The sequence below is a fragment of the Stenotrophomonas sp. 364 genome, assembly GCF_009832905.1.
Classification (GTDB): domain Bacteria; phylum Pseudomonadota; class Gammaproteobacteria; order Xanthomonadales; family Xanthomonadaceae; genus Stenotrophomonas; species Stenotrophomonas maltophilia_AP.
The window spans coordinates 3,082,007-3,103,094 of the sequence record NZ_CP047135.1 but is presented as its reverse complement, the minus strand read 5'-3'; the positions used below and the strand labels follow the sequence as shown (position 1 = coordinate 3,103,094).

The 21,088-nt window shown below is 69.7% G+C and carries 15 protein-coding genes; 8 read left to right on the top strand and 7 right to left on the bottom strand.

Features of this window, described 5'->3' with window-relative positions; translation table 11 throughout:
* Nucleotides 1-155 precede the first annotated feature (155 nt).
* From GQ674_RS14090 to GQ674_RS14080, 3 genes are all read left to right on the top strand, one after another.
* On the top strand, nt 156-3,605 hold the full coding sequence (locus GQ674_RS14090) for an ATP-binding protein (RefSeq protein ID WP_236546311.1): 3,450 nt from the start codon (nt 156-158) through the stop codon (nt 3,603-3,605).
* Nucleotides 3,605-6,814 (top strand): two-component regulator propeller domain-containing protein, encoded by a 3,210-nt coding sequence (locus GQ674_RS14085; protein WP_159497575.1) that lies wholly within the window; start codon nt 3,605-3,607, stop codon nt 6,812-6,814. Before GQ674_RS14090 ends, GQ674_RS14085 begins: the two co-directional genes overlap by 1 nt.
* A 103-nt stretch (nt 6,815-6,917) precedes the next feature.
* Nucleotides 6,918-10,448, top strand: coding sequence for a two-component regulator propeller domain-containing protein (locus GQ674_RS14080; protein ID WP_236546085.1), 3,531 nt, complete (start codon nt 6,918-6,920; stop codon nt 10,446-10,448).
* A 62-nt stretch (nt 10,449-10,510) separates the two neighbouring features.
* Here the strand turns inward: GQ674_RS14080 and mdtD are convergent, their stop codons facing one another.
* Nucleotides 10,511-11,914, bottom strand: a complete 1,404-nt coding sequence (gene mdtD, locus GQ674_RS14075) for a multidrug transporter subunit MdtD (protein WP_159497573.1) — start codon at nt 11,912-11,914, stop codon at nt 10,511-10,513.
* A gap of 1 nt (nt 11,915) precedes the next feature.
* Between mdtD and GQ674_RS14070 the strand changes: the two genes are divergently transcribed.
* Nucleotides 11,916-12,062 carry a hypothetical protein gene (locus GQ674_RS14070; protein WP_159497572.1) on the top strand — a complete coding sequence of 49 codons (147 nt, stop codon included), beginning with the start codon at nt 11,916-11,918 and terminating at the stop codon, nt 12,060-12,062.
* A 448-nt stretch (nt 12,063-12,510) separates the two neighbouring features.
* On the opposite strand, the gene hemE is transcribed toward GQ674_RS14070, so the two are convergent.
* From hemE to GQ674_RS14050, 4 genes are all read right to left on the bottom strand, one after another.
* A complete protein-coding gene (gene hemE, locus GQ674_RS14065) occupies nt 12,511-13,584 on the bottom strand; it encodes a uroporphyrinogen decarboxylase (protein ID WP_159497571.1) in 1,074 nt (357 codons plus the stop codon).
* 63 nt (nt 13,585-13,647) lie between these two features.
* On the bottom strand, nt 13,648-13,899 hold the full coding sequence (locus GQ674_RS14060; RefSeq protein WP_128097105.1) for a WGR domain-containing protein: 252 nt from the start codon (nt 13,897-13,899) through the stop codon (nt 13,648-13,650).
* A 70-nt stretch (nt 13,900-13,969) separates the two neighbouring features.
* Nucleotides 13,970-15,028: a 3-dehydroquinate synthase gene (aroB, locus tag GQ674_RS14055; protein WP_159499458.1), complete on the bottom strand. Its 1,059-nt coding sequence runs from the start codon at nt 15,026-15,028 to the stop codon at nt 13,970-13,972.
* A gap of 46 nt (nt 15,029-15,074) precedes the next feature.
* Entirely contained in the window at nt 15,075-15,617 is a 543-nt protein-coding gene (locus GQ674_RS14050; protein WP_159497570.1) for a shikimate kinase, read from the bottom strand.
* Between the two features lie 95 nt (nt 15,618-15,712).
* On the opposite strand from GQ674_RS14050, the gene GQ674_RS14045 reads away from it, so the two are divergent.
* Entirely contained in the window at nt 15,713-15,916 is a 204-nt protein-coding gene (locus tag GQ674_RS14045) for a dodecin family protein (RefSeq protein ID WP_159497569.1), read from the top strand.
* A gap of 52 nt (nt 15,917-15,968) precedes the next feature.
* On the opposite strand, the gene GQ674_RS14040 is transcribed toward GQ674_RS14045, so the two are convergent.
* Nucleotides 15,969-16,799, bottom strand: a complete 831-nt coding sequence (locus tag GQ674_RS14040; protein ID WP_159497568.1) for a kinase — start codon at nt 16,797-16,799, stop codon at nt 15,969-15,971.
* Between the two features lie 41 nt (nt 16,800-16,840).
* On the opposite strand from GQ674_RS14040, the gene pdxH reads away from it, so the two are divergent.
* Together pdxH and GQ674_RS14030 are read left to right on the top strand one after the other, a co-directional pair.
* Nucleotides 16,841-17,440 carry a pyridoxamine 5'-phosphate oxidase gene (pdxH, locus tag GQ674_RS14035; protein WP_159497567.1) on the top strand — a complete coding sequence of 200 codons (600 nt, stop codon included), beginning with the start codon at nt 16,841-16,843 and terminating at the stop codon, nt 17,438-17,440.
* 119 nt (nt 17,441-17,559) lie between these two features.
* Nucleotides 17,560-18,396, top strand: coding sequence for an ankyrin repeat domain-containing protein (locus GQ674_RS14030; RefSeq protein ID WP_201290163.1), 837 nt, complete (start codon nt 17,560-17,562; stop codon nt 18,394-18,396).
* A 9-nt stretch (nt 18,397-18,405) separates the two neighbouring features.
* On the opposite strand, the gene prpR is transcribed toward GQ674_RS14030, so the two are convergent.
* The gene (gene prpR / locus GQ674_RS14025; RefSeq protein ID WP_159497566.1) at nt 18,406-20,025 is read right to left on the bottom strand and encodes a propionate catabolism operon regulatory protein PrpR; all 1,620 of its coding nucleotides are present in this window, start codon (nt 20,023-20,025) and stop codon (nt 18,406-18,408) included.
* 160 nt (nt 20,026-20,185) lie between these two features.
* Here prpR and prpB point away from each other — a divergent pair, with 160 nt between their 5' ends.
* Nucleotides 20,186-21,076: a methylisocitrate lyase gene (prpB, locus tag GQ674_RS14020; protein WP_159497565.1), complete on the top strand. Its 891-nt coding sequence runs from the start codon at nt 20,186-20,188 to the stop codon at nt 21,074-21,076.
* Nucleotides 21,077-21,088: the final 12 nt, after the last annotated feature.

Sequence of the window (21,088 nt, the reverse complement as noted above, 5' to 3'; positions counted from 1 at the left end):
CTGGAATTGTCCAGACTGTGATCCCGGACCGGGATCAGGGCTGTGGTCCTGATGTCGCCGCTTTACTGTCGCGCGATGACTTGTTTCCCGTTCAATCACAGGTGCGTGTAGGCAGGACAGGGCGGCGGATCGGCGGCCGCGGGCTGGTGGCACTGATGCTGGGGTGCTGGCCATGGGCGCTGCTGGCGTCGGTGCTTGATCTGCCCTGGCCACGGCAACTGGGTGTCATCGATGGCCTGCCCACCACGGGCATCCATGCGATGGCCGAAGATGCCACCGGCTATCTGTGGATGGCCAGCAGTGAAGGCCTGCTGCGTTTTGATGGACGGCGGTCGCGGGTGTGGGGGGACGAACACGGGTTGCACGACACCACCCTGCACGCGTTGCACGTCGACCCCGCAGGCAGGGTATGGGTGGGCACGGCCTCGCAGGGGCTGCTGATGCTGGGTGTTGACCGCCGCCGCTTCGAGCGCGCCGGTGCACAGGTGCCGTGGGCCGTGCGCAGCGGCACCATCCATGCCATTGCCGGCGGTGGTGGCAGCCCGCTGTGGGTCATTGGATCGGATCATCGTCTGTACATGCTGCCGGCACTGGATGCGCGCTGGCAGCTGGTGGATGCCGCCGCAGACTCGGTCACTGCCCTGGCCATCGACCACGTCGGGCGCCTGTGGGTAGGAACGTCGCAGGGGGTGCGTCGTTTTGCCGACGGCCGTCTGCAGCGTGCCGGCACCGCCCAGGGCGCTGACGGTCCAATACAGGCGCTGTGGCCTGATCCCCAGGGCGGCATCCATGCCAGCAATGGCGTACGTACATGGGGAGAAGCCATGGGGAGGCGGTCCGGCAGCGTGTCGGCGTCCGGGCGACCGCTGCTGCGCAGCGCCGATGGCGCGTTGTGGACGCAGCGGGGCACGGGCCTGTACCTGACGCGCGGAACGCACCGCCAGCGCGTTCCCCTCAGGCCGTTGCAGGGACCATCAACGCGCGCGGTGGAGATGTACGCGGCGGTGCAGGACCGGCACGGCGACATCTGGTTCCTGAGCAGGGCGCACGGCGTGTGGCGGCTGCCCGCGCGGTGGCGTGAATTCACCGCATTGCCGATGGCGGGCGACGGGCTGCCGGGCATTCGCAGTCATGACGTGCTGGCCCTGGCCGCGGCGGCCGATGGCCGGCTGTGGGTGGCGGGCAGCCAGGGCCGGCTGCAGCGCCTTGACCTGCGCACCGGTGCGAGCAGCGCGCATCTTGACCTGCCCCATGCCGGCCCCAGCGCGCAGCCGGTGGGCATGGCAGAGGATCGGCAGCAGCGGCTCTGGATCGCCAGTGCCGGGCAGTTGACGCGCTACGATCCTGCGCGCGGGGAGGTGCGTCGGTGGTCGCTGGGCGGGTCATTCAACGACGCGGGCGCGCACCTGCAGACCTGTCCGGATGGCACGGTGTGGGTGGCCGGCAGCGGCCAGATCCAGCACTGGTCAGCGCAGGGCAGGCGACAGCTGGCGCAGTCCCCCGGCACCCTGGGCCTGAGCGCGTCGATGTCGGGACGGCAGCTGTTGTGCAGCCGGGACGGTGTGCTGTGGGCGACCGATCGCGATGGGCTCAAGACATGGGATACATCCCGCGGCCGCTTCGTGCCAGCAGAACCCACGGGCAGTGCAGTGGCGGCCATGGCCGAGGCCGACGATGGAAGCCTCTGGCTCAGCCGTCAGGACGCGCTGGAACAGCATCGCTGGGATGGACGCGTGCTGCACCGGCTGCGCCGGTTCGAGGGCGCGCAGGGCTACCCGCTGCTGCGCGCAGAGGCGTTGGTGGTGGATGGCCAGGGCATCGTGTGGGCCGGTGCCGCGCGCGGCATGGTACGGCTGGTCCCGGAGCGGGGCCGGGTGCGCGTGCTGGGCAGTGCCGACGGCCTGCCGGTGCAGGAAGTCCTCGCGCACCGTCTGGTACGGCTGGGCACCGGTGTGCTGGCTGCGGCCGTGCGCGAGGGCGGGCTGCTGCTGATCGAGCCCGCGGCCGTGGTCGAACAGGGGCCGACGCCTGTACTGGTGGTCAACGCGGTACGGGTCGAGCGCAAGGGCACGCCGCTGACCCTGCGCACCGATGCGGCGACGGTGCCGTTGGCCAGCAGCGACCGCAACATCCAGGTCGCAGTCAATCTACTGGGCCCGGGCGATGCCGATCGCATCCAGCACCGGTTCCGTCTGGAAGGCCATGACCCGGACTGGGTGGAGACCGGGCCGGTGGCGCTGCGCACGTTTGCGCGCCTGCCCGCCGGTGAGCACCGACTGGCGGTACAGGCACGGCACGGCGACGGTGCGTGGTCGGCCCCGGCCGAGCGGCTGCTGCAGGTGGCGCCGGGATGGTGGGAGATGGCTGCAGGCCAAGGCGTAGCGCTGCTGACCGCGGCGCTGGCGGTGGTCCTGCTGGGACGGCTGGTCACCTACGCGCTGCGGCAGCGCGCCGCCCTGCGCGAGGCACGCATGCAGCGCTGCCTGGCCGAGCAGGCGTCGGCGCGCCGCACGCGCTTCCTGAGGCGTCTTGGCAGGCGCATCCGCATTCCGATCACGATCATCGCCGGCTGGAGCGAACTGCTGCTGCAGGGTCCGCTAACGCCGCCGCAGCGTGCACGGGCCGACAGCCTGCGCCGTGCGGGGCTGCACCTGGTGCAGCTGGTGGACGATGCCCTGGACCTGGCCAGCATTGAAGCCGGGCGTCTTCAGCTGGACCACGTGGCGTTTTCGCCGGTGGTGCTGCTGCATGAACTCCATGCGTTGATGTCGCCCGTGGCCGATGCCAAGCACGTGCAGCTGCACTGGAGCAGCCGTCTGGATCCGCAGCGGTGGCTGTTGGGCGACCCCCGGCGGTTGCGCCAGATACTGCTCAACCTGGTCGGCAATGCGGTGAAGTTCACCGCGCAGGGACGCGTCGAGGTATCGATACAGGCCGGCCCGCAAGGGCAGGGCCTGCAACTGGTGGTGGCCGACACAGGGCCGGGCATGACCGCCGCACAGGTGCAGCGGTTGTTCCAGCGCTTCGAGCAGGCCGACGAGGCCGCGACGATGGCCCGCCACGGTGGCAGCGGCCTGGGCCTGGCGATCAGCCGCGAACTGGCCCAGGCGATGGGGGGCGATATCACGGTGGACAGCCGGCCCGGGCTGGGGACCCGTTTCGAGGTGCAGCTGCCCTTGGAAACCACGCCGCAGCCGACAACCGCGCCTGCCACGCACGCGGAGACCGATGGGGCGGCTCTGGTCGGTACAACGATCCTGCTGCTGTTGCCGGATCCGGACATCGCCGACGTCGTTGCGGCGCTTCTGCGCGCGCAGGGGTGTCGGGTGGTCGTGGGATGCGACGATCCCAGCGCGCTGCCAGGCGGACCGGCGGGGTCCTGGCAACTGATCGCAACCGACCCGGACCTGCGGATGGGCGATGCGCTGGCCGGGACGTGGCTGGCGCAACGCTGGCCGGGGGTACCGCGACTGGCGTTGACCCCACGTGCCGATGCCGACGCAGAACGCGATGCGATGGCGGCCGGCTTCACTGCCTTCGTCCGGCTGCCACTCGGCGATGCCGCGCTGCGTGCGGCGCTGCTGCAGTGCCGGGCAGTGCGATGATGCGCCGGTTGGCATGGCGGACCCTGGCACTGTTGCTGCTGGCATCGATCGCCTCGGCAGCGGCGTCGCGCGTGCCCGAGGCCGCCCGTGTGACGACGGCCGATGGCCTGCCTTCCAATGCCGTGCACCAGGTTGTCCAGGATCGGCAGGGATATCTGTGGTTTGCCACCGACGACGGGCTGGCGCGTTTCGACGGGCGCCAGTTCCGCCTCTGGCGCCGCGAGCAGGGATTGGCCGACAACGTGTTGCCCAGCCTGGCCGTGGACGCCCAGGACCAGCTCTGGATGGGAACCGGTTACGGCACGCTGATGCGGATGTCGGCCGACCGCAGCCGGATCGACGGGTTTGGTGGCGCCGGCCACCCGGCCCTGGCCGGGGTGCCGATCAGCGCGGTGCTGCCTGACGCAGAAGGCGGGGTGTGGTTCGGTACCCGTGGCGCCGGGCTGTTTCGGCTGGACCGTCAGCAGCGTCTCCGGCAGTTCCTGCCGACGCTGCGCGATGACGGCGTGCCGGCCGGAGATGTCGGGCATTTGGTGGTCGATGATCGTGGTGTGCTCTGGATAGGCACATCGCAGGGATTGGCCTGTTGGCAGGCCGGGCGCTTCCATCGCCCGCCCGATCCACGCGTGGCGCACGCGGCGGTCCTTGGATTGCACCAGGACAGCGCAGGCGTGGTGTGGGCAAGCACGGCCCTGGGCCAGTGGCGTGGCACCGCGTGCACCGCGTTGCAGGCCGCCCCCGTCCCTGCCCAGCGTCGCCTGTTGGGTATCGGTGGCGATGGCGCGCACTGGCTGGCCGAACCCGGTCGGATCTGGCACCAGCCCGTGGATGGCGGCGCTGCAACCCCCGTGTCGTTCGCCATGGCCGGACGCGGTGCGCCCCCGAGCCTGCGGGGCGCCTTTGAAGATCGGAATGGCGGCGCGTGGCTGCTGGGAAGCCATCTGGGGCTGTGGCGCCTGCCACCGCGATGGTCACAGTTCACGCGACGGCAGGCGCCCGCAGGGCAGGTGGGGCTGGACGGTTTTCTGCCCGCGTCGGCGCGGACAAGCGAGGAGCTGGCCTGCAACGACGCCCGCTACTGGCGCCTCCACGCCGGCATGCTGGAGGGCCGCGGACCGGCGCGGCGTCGGCAGGTGCGCTGGCCGCTGCAGGGGGCCGGGCAGGCACCGCTGCACGGGCCCGTGTCGCTGCATTGTGCAAGCGACGGCGGCGTCTGGCTGGGCAGCCGCGAGGGGTTGATGCGCTGGAGCGGCGCGCAGCTGCAACCTGTCGCCGGTGCACCCACGGCAATCACTGCGTTGCACGTTGCCGCCGATGGGCACCTGTGGGTGGCCAGCACGGGCGCACTTCATCGCTACCAATGGCACGACGGGCGCCTGCTGCGCAGCCTACGTCTGGATGAGCGCGATGGCGTGCCGGCACAGGCGGTGCATGCAATGGCCACCGACGCCGATGGCGTGCTGTGGGGCGTTTCCAGCCATGGCCTGCTGCGGGTTGCACCTCCCTGGAATGAGCTCCGCGTGTTCACGCGCGATGACGGCATCCCGGCCCCCCTGCTGAAGGCACGCCTGCAGGCGCAGGGGCGGCAGATGCTGGCCATCGACGCCGACGGCGCGATCGCGTTCGACCCTGCGCTTCTGGCGCGCCCGGCCACGCCGTCGGCGCTGGTGATCGAACGGGTGCAGGTACGCCGGGACCAGCGCCTGCTCACGCTGCCACCGGCGGCGTCGCTGCAGCTGCGGGCAGAGGATCGTGACATCCAGATCACCGCCAGGGTCCTGTCCGCCCAGCTCGACCCGGACCAGCAGTATCGTTTTCGGCTGCGCGATGGCGCACGTGGATGGCACCGCACCCGCAGCCGTGGCACGGTGGATTTTCCGAAGCTGGCACCCGGTCGCCATGTGCTGGAGTACCAGGAGCGTAGCGGCGAGGGATGCTGGTCGGCGGCGCACACCTTGGTATTGGACGTACAGCCCGATGGCTGGCAGTACGGGCAGCCGTCCGTTGCGCACGCCGCCAGCGTAGTCGGGGTGCTGGGGATTCTGGCCTGGCTGGGCGGGCGCAGCTTGTCGCGGTCACGCGCGCGCCGCGCCACGGCGCAGCGGCACGCATGGGCACAGCAGTCGGCGCAGGCCAAGGCGCACTACCTGGCCACGTTCGGGCACGAAGTGCGTACGCCGTTGACAGGCGTACTGGGGATGACCGAACTGCTGCTGGCCTCGCCGCTGGATGCGCAGCAACGGCGTCGGCTGCAACGGATCGATCGCGGTGGTCGGCAGTTGCTGGCTATCGTCAACCAGGCACTGGATGACGCCCGCATGGATGCGGGCCGGTTGCCACTGCAGTGCCGCGAGGTTGAATTGCCCGCGTTGCTGCAGCGCTGGCGGCAGAGCGCGCAGCTGGACCTGTGCGCGCAGGGCAGCAGCCTGGCGGCATGCGTGGACCTGCCCGGTGCAGCGCGCGTGCATACCGATCCCGAGCGCGTGCAGCAGGTGCTGCAGCGAATAGTGGATGTCATGGTGCAGACGCTGGGCGCGTGCAGGATGTCGTTCCGTGCCAGCTGGTTGCCCGGGCGCAGTGGCGTGCTGGTGGATATCGATGCGTTCGCCGCGCGCGCAACCCCGCTGCCGTCCGGGATCCTGTCCGGTGATGCGCTGGAGTTCGCCCGAGCCGGCGCGCGCGCGCTGGGGGGGCGGGTTCGGCTGGTCTGCGCGCGGGGCGGCTCGGGTGGGAGGGTGCTGCTGAGCCTGCCGATGGCCACGGGCAAAGCATGCCCCACCTGCGCGCCGGCACCTTCCGGCGTGGCCATGGACAGCGCGGGGGTACGCCACGGCGAGCGGGTGCTGCTGGTGGAAGACGAACCGCTGGTGGCCGATGTGCACGCCGGCCTGCTGGCGGCCGGCGGCGCACAGGTGGTCACCGCGCCGCACGCACTGGCCGCGTTGGGCGAGCTGGCGGTGGCACGGTTCGACGTGGTGCTGCTGGACCTGGACCTGCCCGGCGTGGACGGGTGGCAGCTGCTGGACATGCTGGGCGCACAGGGCTGCCCGGTGCCGGTGGTGGTCCTCACGGCGCGCCGCGACCCCGACCTTGCAGAACGGTCGGCGGCGGCGGGTGCGGCAGGCTGGCTGCACAAGCCGGCCGGCGGCGAGCAGCTGCTGGCGGCGGTGCGCGCCGCGCGGCGGCCTGGGCGGATCGTCGCCGCGTAGCGAACCGTTTACCATGCGGACAGGCCCGGGATCGGCGCGCCGGCAGCATCGCGCGCGCATAGCCCCCTGGGATGCATCCATGGACGATGGGGGAGATCCACCAGTGGTGTCATTGCGTTGGCTGCTCCTGATCGGGATCGCATGGCTGTGGCCGACCGTCGGCCAGGCCCAGCCCGTGCCACCTACGCCACGCCAGCTGACGGTGTTCGATGGCTTGCCGTCCAACACGGTCAACCGCATGGCCGAAGATGGCTATGGCTACCTGTGGATCGCCACCAACGACGGGCTGGCCCGCTACGACGGACGCAACTACCGCGTCTGGCGCGCCGAGGACGGTCTGCGCGACAACCACGTCTGGAGCGTGCACGTGGATGCGCGCAACCAGCTGTGGATCGGCACCGAGAATGCCGGCCTGGCGATGATGTCGGCCGATCGCCGTGAGTTGCGCTTCTTCGACCGTGCCAGCCATCCGCAGATCGGCAGCAACACGATCTGGTCGATCACCTCGACCGCCGATGGCACCGTGTGGTTCGGGACTTACGAAGGGGGCCTGCACCGGCTGGACCGTGACGGCAAGGTGACCCGCTTCATGCCCGAGCGCGGCAACCCGCGCAGCCTGCCGGCCGCGTCGGTGACCCACCTGGCCACCACCCGTGACGGCAGCCTGTGGGTCGGCACGCAGGCGGGCCTGGCACGCTGGACCGGCACGGATTTCGAACGGGTGCCCAGCCGCGACGTGCCGGCGCAGGTGATCAACGGCCTGACCGCCGAGATCGATGGCAGCCTGTGGATCGGCACCAATACCGGCGTGCTGGTCCGTCGACCGGATGGGCGCTTCGAACCGGCACCGTGGAAGGTGTCCGCCGGCGATCAGGTGCTGGGCATGATGCTGCGCGATGAGCAGGGCGGCTATTGGCTGGATACCCGTTCCGGGCTGGGGCGCGCCTACGACAACCAGTTCCAGCAGGTGCCGTTGTACAGCGCGGTGGCACGTGGCCAGGTACGCCCGAACTGGACCGGCGCCTATGAAGACCGCGAAGGCGGGATCTGGCTGGCCAGCGTCAATGGCGGGTTGTGGCACCTGTTGCCGCGGTGGTGGCAGTTCTCGGTGCTGTCGCGCCTGGAGGATGATCCGGCGTCACTGCGCAATGGCTACGTGCTGGGCATGTCCGCCGCCGCCGATGGCGAAGTGTGGGCGGTGGGAACGCACGGGGCGCTGGACAAGTTCGACCCGGTCAGCGGCCGGGTGACCCAGCACCGGACCGGCGTGGATGGCACGCAGTGGCTGCAATCGGTGCAGGAGGACCCCCGTGGTCAGGTCTGGATCGGCTCGATGTCGGCCTTGCTGCGCTATGACCCGCGGGATGGAGCGATCCGACGGTGGGGCCACGATGCCGCGGTTGACGCGGCGATGGAGGGCCAGCTGGAATCGTTGGCGGTCTGCGATGGCCAACGCCTGTGGAGTGCCGCGTCCACCGGGTTGCAGCAGCGCGACCTGGACGGTCGCGTGCTGCACCGCGTGCCCGCCGGCCATGCAGGGCTCGCGGCGGGCCAGTTGACCCTGGACCTGCTGTGCGGACCGGACGACACGCTATGGGTGGCGACCAACCAGGGGCTGCTGCAATGGATGCCGGGCCGCTCGCGGTTCGAGCCGGTGGCCGGTGGGCCTTCGGCGGCGATCCACGCACTGGCGCGCGGTGACGACGGCAGCCTGTGGCTGTCCGAGGAAGGGCGGCTCAGCCAGTACCGGTGGCAGGGCGGGCGGCTGTTGTTGCAGGCCGTCATCGGCGGCGGTGCGGGCTATCCGGAAGTGTCGGCGACTGGGCTGGTGGTCGATGCGCAGGGCGTGGTCTGGGCCGCCAGCGCACGCGGCCTGATCCGCGTCGACCCGCAGATGGGCAATGTGCGCCTGTATGGGGTGCACGATGGACTGCCCAGCCAGGAGTTCCGCCGCAGCACGCTGAGCCGCACCGCCAGCGGCCGCATCGTCGGCGGCACGCCGGCGGGCGTGGTGGTGTTCGACCCACGCCAGGTGCGGCCCTCCAACCGGCGCGCGCCGCTGGTGATCGAGCGGGTCGAGGTGCGCCGCGGTGACCGTGTCGCCGACCTGACCCACCTGACCCCGCTGGAGGTGGCCGACGCCGATCGTGACCTGCGCATCGTGGCGCGTCTGCTGTCGTTCGCCGATTCGTCGTCCAACAGCTACCGCTACCGGCTGGCCGGTTACGACCCGGACTGGGTGGAAGTGGGGCCTGCGGGCGAACGCGTGTTCTCGCGGTTGCCGCCGGGCCGCTACCGGCTGGAAGTGCAGGCGCGTTCGGCCGACCAGGTGTGGTCGCGGGTGCAGTCGCTGGAATTCCGGGTGATGCCGCCGTGGTGGCGGAGCATGTCCGGGCTGCTGGTGCTGACCTCGATGACGCTGCTGTTGATGAGCCTGATTGCCTGGTTGTACCGGCGCCGGTTGCAGCGTCGGCATGCCTACCAGCTGGCCCTGCAGAAACAGGAGCTGGCCGAGCAGGCATCGGCGGCCAAGACCCGCTTCCTGGCCAACCTGGGCCACGAAGTACGCACGCCGATGACCGGCGTGCTGGGCATGAGCGAATTGCTGCTGGGCTCGTCGCTGGACCCGCAGCAGCGCAGCTGGACCGCGTCCATCCGGCATGCCGGCGAGCACCTGCTGCATCTTGTGAACGACGCACTGGATCTGGCGCGCATCGAGTCCGGACGGTTGCAGTTGCAGTCGCAGCCGTTCGACGTCCACAACGTGGTCAGCGATGTGTGCACGCTGATGGCCGCGCTTGCCGAGCAGAAGCACGTGCGGTTCGTGGTGGACAACCAGCTGCCTGCCGGTCTGGCCAGCGTGGGCGATGCCGTGCGCGTGCGGCAGATCCTGCTCAACCTGCTGGGCAACGCGGTGAAGTTCACCACGCACGGCGAAGTGCGCCTGAAGGCGACCACGCTATCGTCCGAACGCGGCCTGCATTTCGAGGTGTCCGACACCGGCCCGGGCATCAGCAGCGACCAGCAGCAGCGCCTGTTCCGTCGCTTCGAACAAGCCGACGGGGCGCGCACGGCGGCGCAATATGGCGGCAGTGGGCTGGGTCTGGCGATCTGCCGGGAGCTGGCGTTGGCCATGCAGGGCCAGATCGGGGTGGAGAGCCAGCTGGGCGTGGGCACGCGCTTCAACGTGAGCCTGCCGTTGCCGCTCCACATCGCCGCGCTGCCGTCTGGCGGCGAACCGGGCAGCGAGAGCCTGCGCCTGCCGCCACTGCGCATCCTGCTGGTGGAAGACGACGCCACGGTGGCCAGCGTGATCATCGGCCTGCTGAGTGCGCGCGGGCACGACATGGTGCATGCCGAACATGCGCTGGCGGCGCTGCGCGAGGTGAGCGGGACCCCGTTCGACGTGGCGCTGCTGGACCTGGACCTGCCGGGCCTGGGCGGCATCGAGTTGGCCGGGCACCTGCGCAACCAGGGCTATGAGATGCCGATGATCGCGGTGACGGCGCGTACCGATCCGGGTATTGAACAGCAGGTGCAGGAGGCCGGTTTCAGCGGGTTCCTGCGCAAGCCGGTAACCGGTGACCTGCTGGTGGAGGCGATCGCGCGGGCATTGCGGCACCCCCGCGGGTAGAGCGCACCGTGGGTGCGCTGGGTTGTCATCGGACCAAGGGTCCGATGACAACTCGAGGTCGCCTATTCGGCGACCTCCTCCACATCCCGTGGGGACGGGCGGGTATCGGGCAGCTGCCAGAAGATGAGCGTGGAGGTCAGGGTGATGGCGCCGACGCAGACGAAGGTGGCGTGCAGGGCGGCGGTGGCACCGTGCAGTTGGTCAAGATGCGCGAAGGCGGCCAGCAGGCTGCCGGCGGCGGCGGCGCCGAAGCCGGTGGCGAGCATCATCACCATCGACAGCAAGCTGTTGCCGGCGCTGGCGAAGTCGCGATCCAGGTCGCGCAGGGTGACGGTGTTCATGACGGTGAACTGCAGCGAGTTGACCGCGCCGAACAGGGCCAGCTGGACGACGCGTACCCACAGCGGCTGGCCGGGGGTCATGAAGATGAAGCTGGCCATGGCCAGGCCGACCAGCACGGTGTTGACCATGAGCACGCGGCGGTAGCCGAAGCGTTCAACCAGTTTGACGGCGTAGCGTTTGGAGACCATGCCGGCGGCGGCGACCGGGATCATGAGCAGGCCGGCATTCATGGGGCTCATGCCCATGCCGACCTGGAGCAGCAGCGGGATGAGCAGGGGCATGGCACTGCTGCCGATGCGCGAGAACAGGTTGCCGAGGATGCCGATGCGGTAGCTGGGTACGTGGAACAAGGCCAGCGAGAACAGCGGGGCGGTGGAATTGGCGGCGTGCAGCCAGTAGCCGACCAGGGCGGCTAGGCCGGCTACGGTCATGAGCATGACCAGGGCGTGCGGGGTGGCCATGCCGGAGATGCCATCGAGGGCAAGCGACAGGACCACCATGCCGAAGGCGAGCATGAGGTAGCCGGCGATGTCGAAGCGGGTGCGGTGTTCGGCGTAGTGGTCGGGCATGACCTTCATGGCGGCGATGTAGCCGATGACGCCGATGGGCAGGTTGATCAGGAAGACCCAGTGCCAGGAGGCGACTTCGACGAGCCAGCCACCGAGGGTGGGGCCGATGAGGGGGCCGATGAGGGCGGGGATGGCGATGAAGCTCATGGCGCGGAGGAATTCTTCGCGGGAGACCGAGCGCATGACGGCGAGGCGGCCGACGGGGAGCAGCATGGCGCCCCCGATGCCCTGCAGGACGCGGGCGCCGACGAGCTGGTGGAGGGTCTGGGCGAGGGCGCAGGCGAGCGAGCCTAGGGTGAACAGGATGATGGCGACGAGGAAGGTGCGCCGGGTGCCGAAGCGGTCGGCGATCCAGCCGGAGGCGGGGATGAAGGTGGCGACGGCGAGGGCGTAGCTGAAGACGACCGACTGCATCTGCAGGGGGCTTTCGCCGAGGCTGCGGGCCATGGCGGGGAGAGCGGTGTTGACGATGGTGGAGTCCAGCATCTGCATGAAGATCGCCAGCGATACGAGCCACAACAGGGGCCGGATCGAGGCGTAGCTGCTGGTCGTCATCGTGGGTGCCTTCATCAACGAGGCGCACATGATCGCCGATGTGGGATCAGGGTGTGGTCAAGATGCGGTTGTGGACTGGATGGGCAAAGTTCTTTGCCGAGTGGAAGCAGAGCTGGAGCCAGAGCCGAAGCTGTTGATGTGGTGGTGACCTGGCTGGGCTGGCGTGGGTAGGTTGGCGGGACACGCCGTACATCCATCCTTGGAGGCTCGTGGGCGCCATCCATGGCGCCCAACGGTCCCGCCAACCTACCCACGCCAGCCCCCGACACGGTGTCGGTGCGCATGGCAACAGCGGTAGAGCCACGCCATGCGTGGCTGACGATGTTCTGGGGTTGCGTGCAGCCACCCATGGGATGGCTCTACCGGTTGCGGCGCATGCGGGCTGCCGGTTGCGGGGTGCTTGGGCGGTAGAGCCGACCGTTGGTCGGCTGCCGTTCGTGCCGATCAATCGGCGCTTGCTTTACCCGTGCTCGGCGTCGCCTGCGTGCAGCCACCCGTGGGGTGGCTCTACCGGTCGCGGCGCATGGGGGCTGCCGGTTGCGGGGTGCTTGGGGGGTAGAGCCGACCGTTGGTCGGCTGCCCTCCGCGCCGATGGATCAGCGCTTGCTCAAGCGGTGCACGGCCTCGACCAGCACGCCCACGTGGTCGGGGTTCATGTCGGGGGACATGCCGTGTCCGAGGTTGAACACGTGGCCTTCGCGGGAGCCGCCGTTGCCGTCGGCGTAGCTGTCGAGCACGCGGCGGGCGGCGCGTTCGATGGCTTCGGGGTTGCCGTACAGGGTGGCGGGGTCCAGGTTGCCCTGCAGGGCAACCTTGCCGCCGGTGCGGGCGAGCGCGTCGGACAGGTCCAGGGTCCAGTCCACGCCGAGGGCGTCGGCGCCGGTGTCGGCCAGTGCGCCCAGGTGCAGGCCGGTGCCCTTGCCGAACAGGATCAGCGGGGTGCGCTGCTCGCCCTGGCCGCGTTCGAGTTCCTGGGCGATGCGCGTCAGGTAGCGCAGCGAGAATTCGCGGTACATGCCGGGGCTGAGCACGCCGCCCCAGGTGTCGAACACCTGCAGTACCTGGGCGCCGGCGGCGCGCTGGGCGGCGAGGTAGGCGATGACCGCGTCGGTGACCACCGACAGCAGCTGGTGCAGGGCGGCCGGTTCGTTCAGGGCCATCGCCTTGATGCGCGCGAAGTCCTTGCTGCCGCCGCCTTCCACCATGTAGCAGGCCAGCGTCCACGGGCTGCCGGAGAAGCCGATCAGCGGCACGCTGCCGTCCAGCTCGCGGCGGATCACGCGGACCGCGTCCATGACGTAGCGCAGTTCGGTTTCCATGTCCGGCACGGCCAGTCTGGCGATGGCGGCGGTGTCGCGTACAGGGTGGCGGAACTTGGGGCCTTCGCCATCGACGAAGTACAGCTCCAGGCCCATCGCGTCGGGAATGGTGAGGATGTCCGAGAACAGGATCGCCGCATCCAGGTCGAAGCGACGCAGCGGCTGCAGGGTCACTTCGCAGGCGATGTCGGGATTCTTGGCCATGGCCAGGAAGCTGCCGGCCTTGGCGCGGGTGGCGCGGTACTCGGGCAGGTAGCGGCCGGCCTGGCGCATCAGCCAGACGGGGGTGCAGTCCACCGGTTCGCGGCGCAGGGCGCGCAGCAGGCGATCATGGCGGGAGGGGCTGGTCACGTAACGCTTCCTTGGACTCTGGTGGCGCGGGGCCGGGGTGAAAGAGCGGGGCTGTGCCGGCGCTCAGCGCGGCGCGACGCCGCTGGTGTAGGTGATCTGGTAGCCACGTTGCAGGTGGATATCGCGCGTCTTTTCGAAGGCGCGCTGGGCCGGCTCGGCCTGCGCGAACACCTCGCAACGCAACCGCGCGCGACCGCCCACCACGCCCGATTCGTGCAGCAGTTCCCAACTGCCGAACAGGTCCGGCTGCAGGGTCAGCTGCAGGTAGCGGGCCGGTTCAGTGCCGCCGGGGTGGTGCTGCAGGAAGACGCGCATGGCCGCGATTGTAGCCGTGAACGCCGGGGCAGGCCGTAACGGCCCCCCACCTGCGGCCAACAGTCGCAGGTCAGGCCGCGGCCAGTACGCGCAGCACGTCGGCTTCGTCGACGTCGGCCACCACTTCGGCGCGGCCGATGCCCCGCCACAGCACCAGCCGCAGCCGCCCGGCGATGTTCTTCTTGTCCAGGCGCATGCGCGCCAGCAGTGCCTCGGGGGCCAGTCCGGCGGGAATTTCCACCGGCAGTTCGTAGCGCAGCAGCAGGTCGCGCAGCTGCGCGGTGTCGGCCTCGCTGCTCATGCCCAGCTGCGCGGACAGGCGCGCGGCCAGTACCATGCCCACCGCCACCGCTTCGCCGTGGTTGAGGTTGTCGTTGCCGGGCGCGCCATAGCCCTGTTCGGTTTCAATTGCATGGCCGAAGGTGTGGCCCAGGTTGAGCAGGGCGCGTTCGCCCTTTTCATGCGGGTCGCGGGCGACGATCTCGGCCTTGTGCTCGCAGCTGCGTGCGATCGCCTGGGCCAGCGCGGTATCGTCGCCGGCCAGCAACGCGGCGTGTTCGGCCTGCAGCCACCGGAAGAACAGCGGATCGCGGATGGCGCCGTACTTGATCACCTCGGCCAGCCCGGCGCGCAGTTCGCGCGGCGGCAGGGTCCGCAGAGCGGCCGTGTCGGCGATCACCGCACGCGGCGGGTGGAACGCACCGACCAGGTTCTTGCCTTCGGGAATGTCCACCGCCGTCTTGCCGCCTACCGAAGAGTCCACCATCGCCAGCAACGAGGTGGGCAGCTGCACGCAGTCGACGCCGCGCATCCAGCAGGCCGCTGCGAACCCGGCCAGGTCGCCGGCAACGCCGCCGCCCAGGGCGAGCACGCAGGCATCGCGGGTCGCGCCCAGCGCGGCCAGCGCGGTGATGGCTTCACCGAAGTTGGCCAGGGTCTTGGACGCTTCGCCGGCCGGCAGCACCAGTTCGCCGATCAGCAGCTCCGGACGCGCGGCGAGCAGTGCCGCTTTCACGCCGGCCAGGTACAGCGGAGCCACCGAGGAGTCGCTGAGCAGCAGCACGTGGCGGCCGCGCACATGGCGGGCGAGCAACTCGCCCTGGCCCAGCAGGCCGGGGCCGATATGGATGGTGTAGGGCGTGTCGCCGCCAACGGCGACGGTACGGGGGCGGGGGTCATGCGGGTGGGTCCTGTCGCTGCCATTGGGCGGCCAGACGCAGTACCAGCTGCGCGGTGGCCTCGGCGGGGGTGTAGAGGTCGGTGTCCAGGGTCAGGTCGGCCAGTGCGCGGTACAGCGGGTCGCGCAGCGCGGCCATGTCGTGCAGGACCTGCTTGCGGTCCGGGCGCTGCAGCAGGGGCCGGGTCCGGTCGCGCGCCAGCCGCTCCAGCTGCCCGGCCACGCTGACCCGCAGGTACACCACGAAACCGCGCCCGGCGATGATGGCGCGGTTGTCGGGGTCCAGCACGGCGCCGCCGCCGGTGGAGACCAGCTGGTTGCGCCCGCGCAGCAGGGTCTGCAGCGCCTGGCGTTCGTACTGGCGGAAGCCGGCCTCGCCGGAGTGCTCGAAGATCGCCGGGATGCTGGCCCCTGCGGCGTCCACGATGGCCTGGTCGGCGTCCACGAAGTCCAGCGTGAAGCGCTCGGCCAGGCGGCGTCCGATGCAGGTTTTGCCGGCGCCCATCGGGCCAATCAGGATCAGGTTCGGAGCAGGGTTCATTACCCCCGATCCTAACATTTCCGTGCCGTGGCCTTTACGCGCCGGCCCCCATGGTGGGGGCTGCGGAATGTCCCGCAGGCAGCCGGAGCGTGCCCATGTCAGTGGCCAAAATCATCGAGATCAACGCGTCCTCCACGACCAGCGTCGAAGACGCGGTGCGTAGCGGGCTGAAGAAGGTGTCCGAAACGGTCAAGGGCATTCAGGGCGCATGGATCAATGAAACCAAGGTGGTCACCGACGGGGAGGGCAACATCACCGAATGGCGGGTCAACCTGCGCGTGACCTTCGTGGTGGGCTGAGGACACCCGGCGGCCGCCCGGTCGGTACGGCCGGGGACGGCGTCGGCGTCGCTTACGCAGGTGGCGTGACGACCTGCCGCTGCTCGTCCAGCGTGATGATCCGGTCGGCCAGGCCGGGCAGGGTGCGCAGCGCCTGTCGGCTGACCCGTTCGTAGTACTGCACGAAGCGCTCCAGCTGGGCGCGGCTCATGCTGCTGCGTTCGGGTTGCGCAGCCTGCAGGTTCTGTTCCTGCTGCCAGCGCCAGCGCGGCACGACCGCAAAGTCCGGCGGCTGCAGGAACCACAGGCGGTCGCAGCGCTGCCATAGCGCGGGGTAGTGTGCGGCCAGCGCCTGGTTGCACCACTGCCGCCAGCGTCCGTCGGCGTCGGCGTCGCGCTCCAGGGCGTTCAACGGTGCCTGCAGGTCCGCCTCGGGCTGCGCGGGCGTGCCCAGGAACCAGCCTTCGAACACCAGCAGGTCCAGTGGGCCGTGCACCTGTGGCCAATCGGACCGTGCCACGCGTTCGTCGGCCAGTTTGTCGAAACGCGGCAAGGCCACCGGCTGGCGTGCGGCGATGGCATCCAGGGTGGCATGCGCCAGTGGCAGGTCGTGCGTACCCGGTGGGCCACGGGTGAGCAGCAGGGGATGTACCTGGCGGGCCAGGCGTTGGCGGTCACTGCGGGTGAGGTAGAAATCATCGATGGACAGGGCGGCGGCGCGCAGCCCGCGCTGTTCGGCCAACGCGACCACCTGGGCGGCCAGCGTCGATTTGCCGCTGCCCTGCAGCCCGCTGATCGCCAATACTGGTACCCCCGAACCTGCTGCCAGCGCATCGTCCAGTGCCTGGGCGACCAGTGCGTCGGGAAATCCTTTGTTGCGGGGCATGTACGCGTTGGCAGGCATGCGGTGACAATAAACCCAAATCGAATGGCAAGAAACCAACCATGACCGATCTGTATACCGAAGCGTTGTCCACCTTTGCCGCGTTGTTCGAGGAAGCCAAACGCAGCGCGGAAGTCGAACCCAATGCGATGACCGTGGCCACGGCCGACACCAGCGGCCAGCCGTCGGCACGCACCGTGCTGCTCAAGGCCTTCGACGCGCGCGGGTTCGTGTTCTATACGCATCTGGACAGCCACAAGGGCCGCGAACTGCGCAGCAACCCGCGCGCCGCCCTGCTGTTCCTGTGGCGCAGCCTGCGCGAGGCGGGCATCCAGGTGCGGATCGAAGGCCATGTCGAGCAGGTGGACGATGCCGACGCCGATGCCTACTTCGCCTCGCGTCCGCGCATGAGCCAGATCGGCGCATGGGCGTCGCTGCAGTCAAAGACACTGGCATCGCGCGAGGAGTTCGACGCGCGCGTGGCCACCACCGAGGCCAGCTTCGCCGACCGCGAGGTGCCACGCCCGGAGGGCTGGAGCGGGCTGCGCGTAGTGCCGCAGCGGATCGAGTTCTGGTACGGCGCGCAGTTCCGGCTGCACGAGCGCTGGTGCTATGAGGTCGATCACGAGGGGCAGTGGAGCAAGCGGTTGCTGTTCCCGTAAGGGCGTATCCATCGGCCACCGCACGGGGTGCGCCGGGTGGGAAGGCGCCGGTGAGAATCGGGCGGACGACGATGTCCTGCATACTTGCGGAGGAATCCATCCGCGCACGGACCTGCTGCATGACGACCGCATCCACTTCTTCGCCTGCCATCGATCTGTGCGCGGCCGCCCTGGCGGCGGACGTGGCGGCAGTGCAGGCCGCCCTTGCAGCGGGCGCCGATGTCAGCGCGGAAGACGCCTACGGCTTCACTGCGCTGGAATGTGCGGCGCGCGCAACCCATGACACTCCGGCGGCCCAGCATCTGCAGGTCCTGCGCTTGCTTATCGATGCAGGAAGCCCGCTGGAGCACCTCGGTGGCGGTGGGCGGACTGCGTTGTACCTGGCCGCTGAATTCGCGCTGGCGTGTGCGCCCGTGCAGATGCTGCTCGACGCCGGTGCGAACCCGGCGGTGCACGACGGCGGTGGCAACTCCATCGTCGTCAACGCGATGGTGCCGGAAGTGCAGGCGCTGCTGTCTGCGGTGACCGGCTACCCCATCCCGGTGGAGGCAGAGCCCCGGCCGCCGCAGAAGATGCGGGCCACCCACTGGCGCGCCGCCCACGCGAAGATCACCGCGGTGTTCGCCCGCCTGGAAGACCAGGGCATCGTCACCGCGCAGGACGTTGGACTCACCCAGGACGATGGCTTCACCGACACCGCCCAGCAGTTCATCGAACGCGGCGGTATGGAGGCCGGCCTGGTCGGCCTGTGCTTCTACACCCGGCAGGACCTCAACCGCGCCAAGCGCAGCAGCGATCTGAGCCTGGGCTTCTGGGCCGGGCCGGAGGGCGCCAGCGCTGCCATGGAGCAGGTCGGGCGCAGGATCGTGGATGCATTCACTGCAGCAGGGCTGGCGGTGCACTGGGATGGCTCGGCAGCGCACCGGCCCACGGTGGACCTGCGCGGCGTGGCGTAAGCCGCGTCCTTACCCGGCGGTGCTGCGCAGCCAGCGCCACAGCGTGGTACGCGACACGCCCAGCGCCTGGGCGACCTGCTCACGGTTGCCGCCGTGGGCATCGAGCAGCTGCTGCAGCGTGTCGTTGCCGGGACGCGTGGCCGCGCGCTGGGGCAGGCCGTCCGGCGCGGCGTCTGCCACGGCGCGCACGGCGACAGGCGAGGACGCCAGCTCCGGCAGCCAGGCCTGCATCTGCGCCAACGGCAGTTCGCCGCGCCCCTGCGACCAATGGATGCGCAACCGGTCGACCATGTTGCGCAGCTCGCGCACGTTGCCCGGCCACGGGTAATCGCACAGCCGTTGCAACGCGGTGGCGGCAAGCGGGGAGGGCATGCCGCCGAGCACGTTGAAGAAGTGTTCCAGCAGCAGCGGCACGTCCTCGCGGCGTTCGTGCAGGGTGGGCAGCGCGATCCGCAACGCAGCCAGGCGGTAGTAAAGGTCACGGCGGAAGCGCTGCGCCTCCACCAGCGATTCCAGCGTCTGCAGCGTGGCCGCCACCACGCGCACGTCCACCGGCGTGGGTTCGGTGGCACCCACGCGCAGCACTTCGCGTTCCTCCAGTACCCGCAGCAGCCGCGTCTGCAACGGCAGTGGCAATTCGCCGATTTCATCCAAAAACAGGGTGCCGCCATCGGACGCCTCGACCAGGCCGACACGGCCGCCGCGTCGTGCGCCGGTGAAGGCACCTTCGGTGTAGCCGAACAGCTCGGCTTCCAGCAGCGATTCACTGATGGCCCCGCAGTTGAGCGCGACAAAACGCCCGCGCCGGCCACTGGCGCCATGCAGTTGCCGGGCCACCAGCTCCTTGCCGGTGCCGGTCGCGCCGGTGACCAGCACCGTACTGTCGTGCGGGGCGTACAGCGCAATACGGTCGCGGACCTGTTGCATCGCGGTGCTGTCGCCGAGCAGCGCGTGGTCGGTTTCGCGGCGCCGGGCCGGCGGGCGACGTCGCGGCGAGGGCGCGCCCACCCGCGCCAGGGTCTGGGTGAGTTCCAGCGCGTGTTCGAACGCCTGGCGCACCGAATCGGCCGAGTACAGCAGCACGCCGGGCAGGCCCATCTGTTCGGCATGGTCGATGGCCATGCCGGTGCCGACGATCACTTCGATGCCGTTGGCGCGCATGTCGGCGATGCAGTCGCGGGCGTCTTCACGGGTCACGAAGCGGCGGTGTTCGATGTCCAGTCCGAAGCTGTGCTGGAAGCTGCCGAAGGTGGGCACGTCGGTGGCGTGGGTGACCAGCCCGATCCGGGGCGCGATCCGGCGCGCCCGCGCCAGCGCTTCCATCAGGTCGAAGCCGTTGGCCTGGATCGGCACCAGCGGCACCTCCAGCCGGCTGCGCAGGTACGCCGCGTTGGAGCCACCGGCGATCACCACGTCGCAGTGCTCGCGGCGCAGGCGCTGGCCGATCACGTCCACCGCTTCCTCAAAGCCCAGGTTGATCGGCACGATCCGGGCGCGGCGGTCGAACTCGGGGATCACATCGCCGAGCAGCCCGGTCAGGCGCGACACGCTGACGGTCCAGATCACCGGCAGGCTGCCGCCGTCGGGGTCGGGCAGGCGGGAGCGGTGGCGGGGCAGGCTGATCGACATGGTGGCGTTTCAATGTTTCAGTTCCATCCATGTTACAGGTGTTTCAATGTTGCACGGTGAAACATGTGTGTTGCCGCACTGTCTCAATCAAATCAGACACTTGGCACTTGGCACGGCCCTTGCGCCTTCACTCCCGTCTACCACCCTGGAATGCTGCCCGATGAGCACCCCTGTTTCTTCCGCTGGCGCCCGTTTCCGCGCCGCACTGGCTGCCGAATCGCCCCTGCAGGTGATCGGCGCGATCAACGCCAACCACGCCCTGCTGGCGCAGCGCGCTGGCTACCGCGCCATTTACCTGTCCGGTGGCGGCGTCGCTGCCGGTTCGCTGGGCCTGCCGGACCTGGGCATCAACACCCTGGAAGACGTGCTGATCGACGTGCGCCGCATCACCGATGTGTGCGACCTGCCGCTGATGGTGGACATCGACACCGGCTTCGGCCCCAGCGCGTTCAACATCGCGCGGACCGTGAAGTCGCTGATCAAGGCCGGCGCGGGCGCCTGCCATATCGAAGACCAGGTGGGCGCCAAGCGCTGCGGTCACCGCCCGGGCAAGGAAATCGTCACCCAGGGCGAGATGGTCGATCGCGTGAAGGCGGCTGCCGATGCCAAGACCGACCCGGACTTCTTCCTGATCGCGCGCACCGATGCGATCCAGGTGGACGGCGTGGATGCGGCGATCGAACGTGCCATCGCCTGCGTCGAGGCCGGTGCCGATGGCATCTTCGCCGAGGCCGCCTACGACCTGGCCACCTACCGCCGCTTCGTCGACGCGGTGAAGGTGCCGGTGCTGGCCAACATCACCGAGTTCGGCAAGACCCCGTTGTTCACCCGCGACGAACTGGCCTCGGCCGGCGTTGCCATCCAGCTGTTCCCGCTGTCCGCGTTCCGCGCCGCCAACAAGGCCGCCGAGAACGTGTATGAAACCATCCGCCGCGACGGCCACCAGCGTAATGTGGTCGATGCGATGCAGACGCGCGAAGAGCTGTACGACCGTATCGGCTACCACGCCTTCGAGCAGCAGCTCGATGCGCTGTTCGCCGCCAAGAAGTAACGTCGCACCACT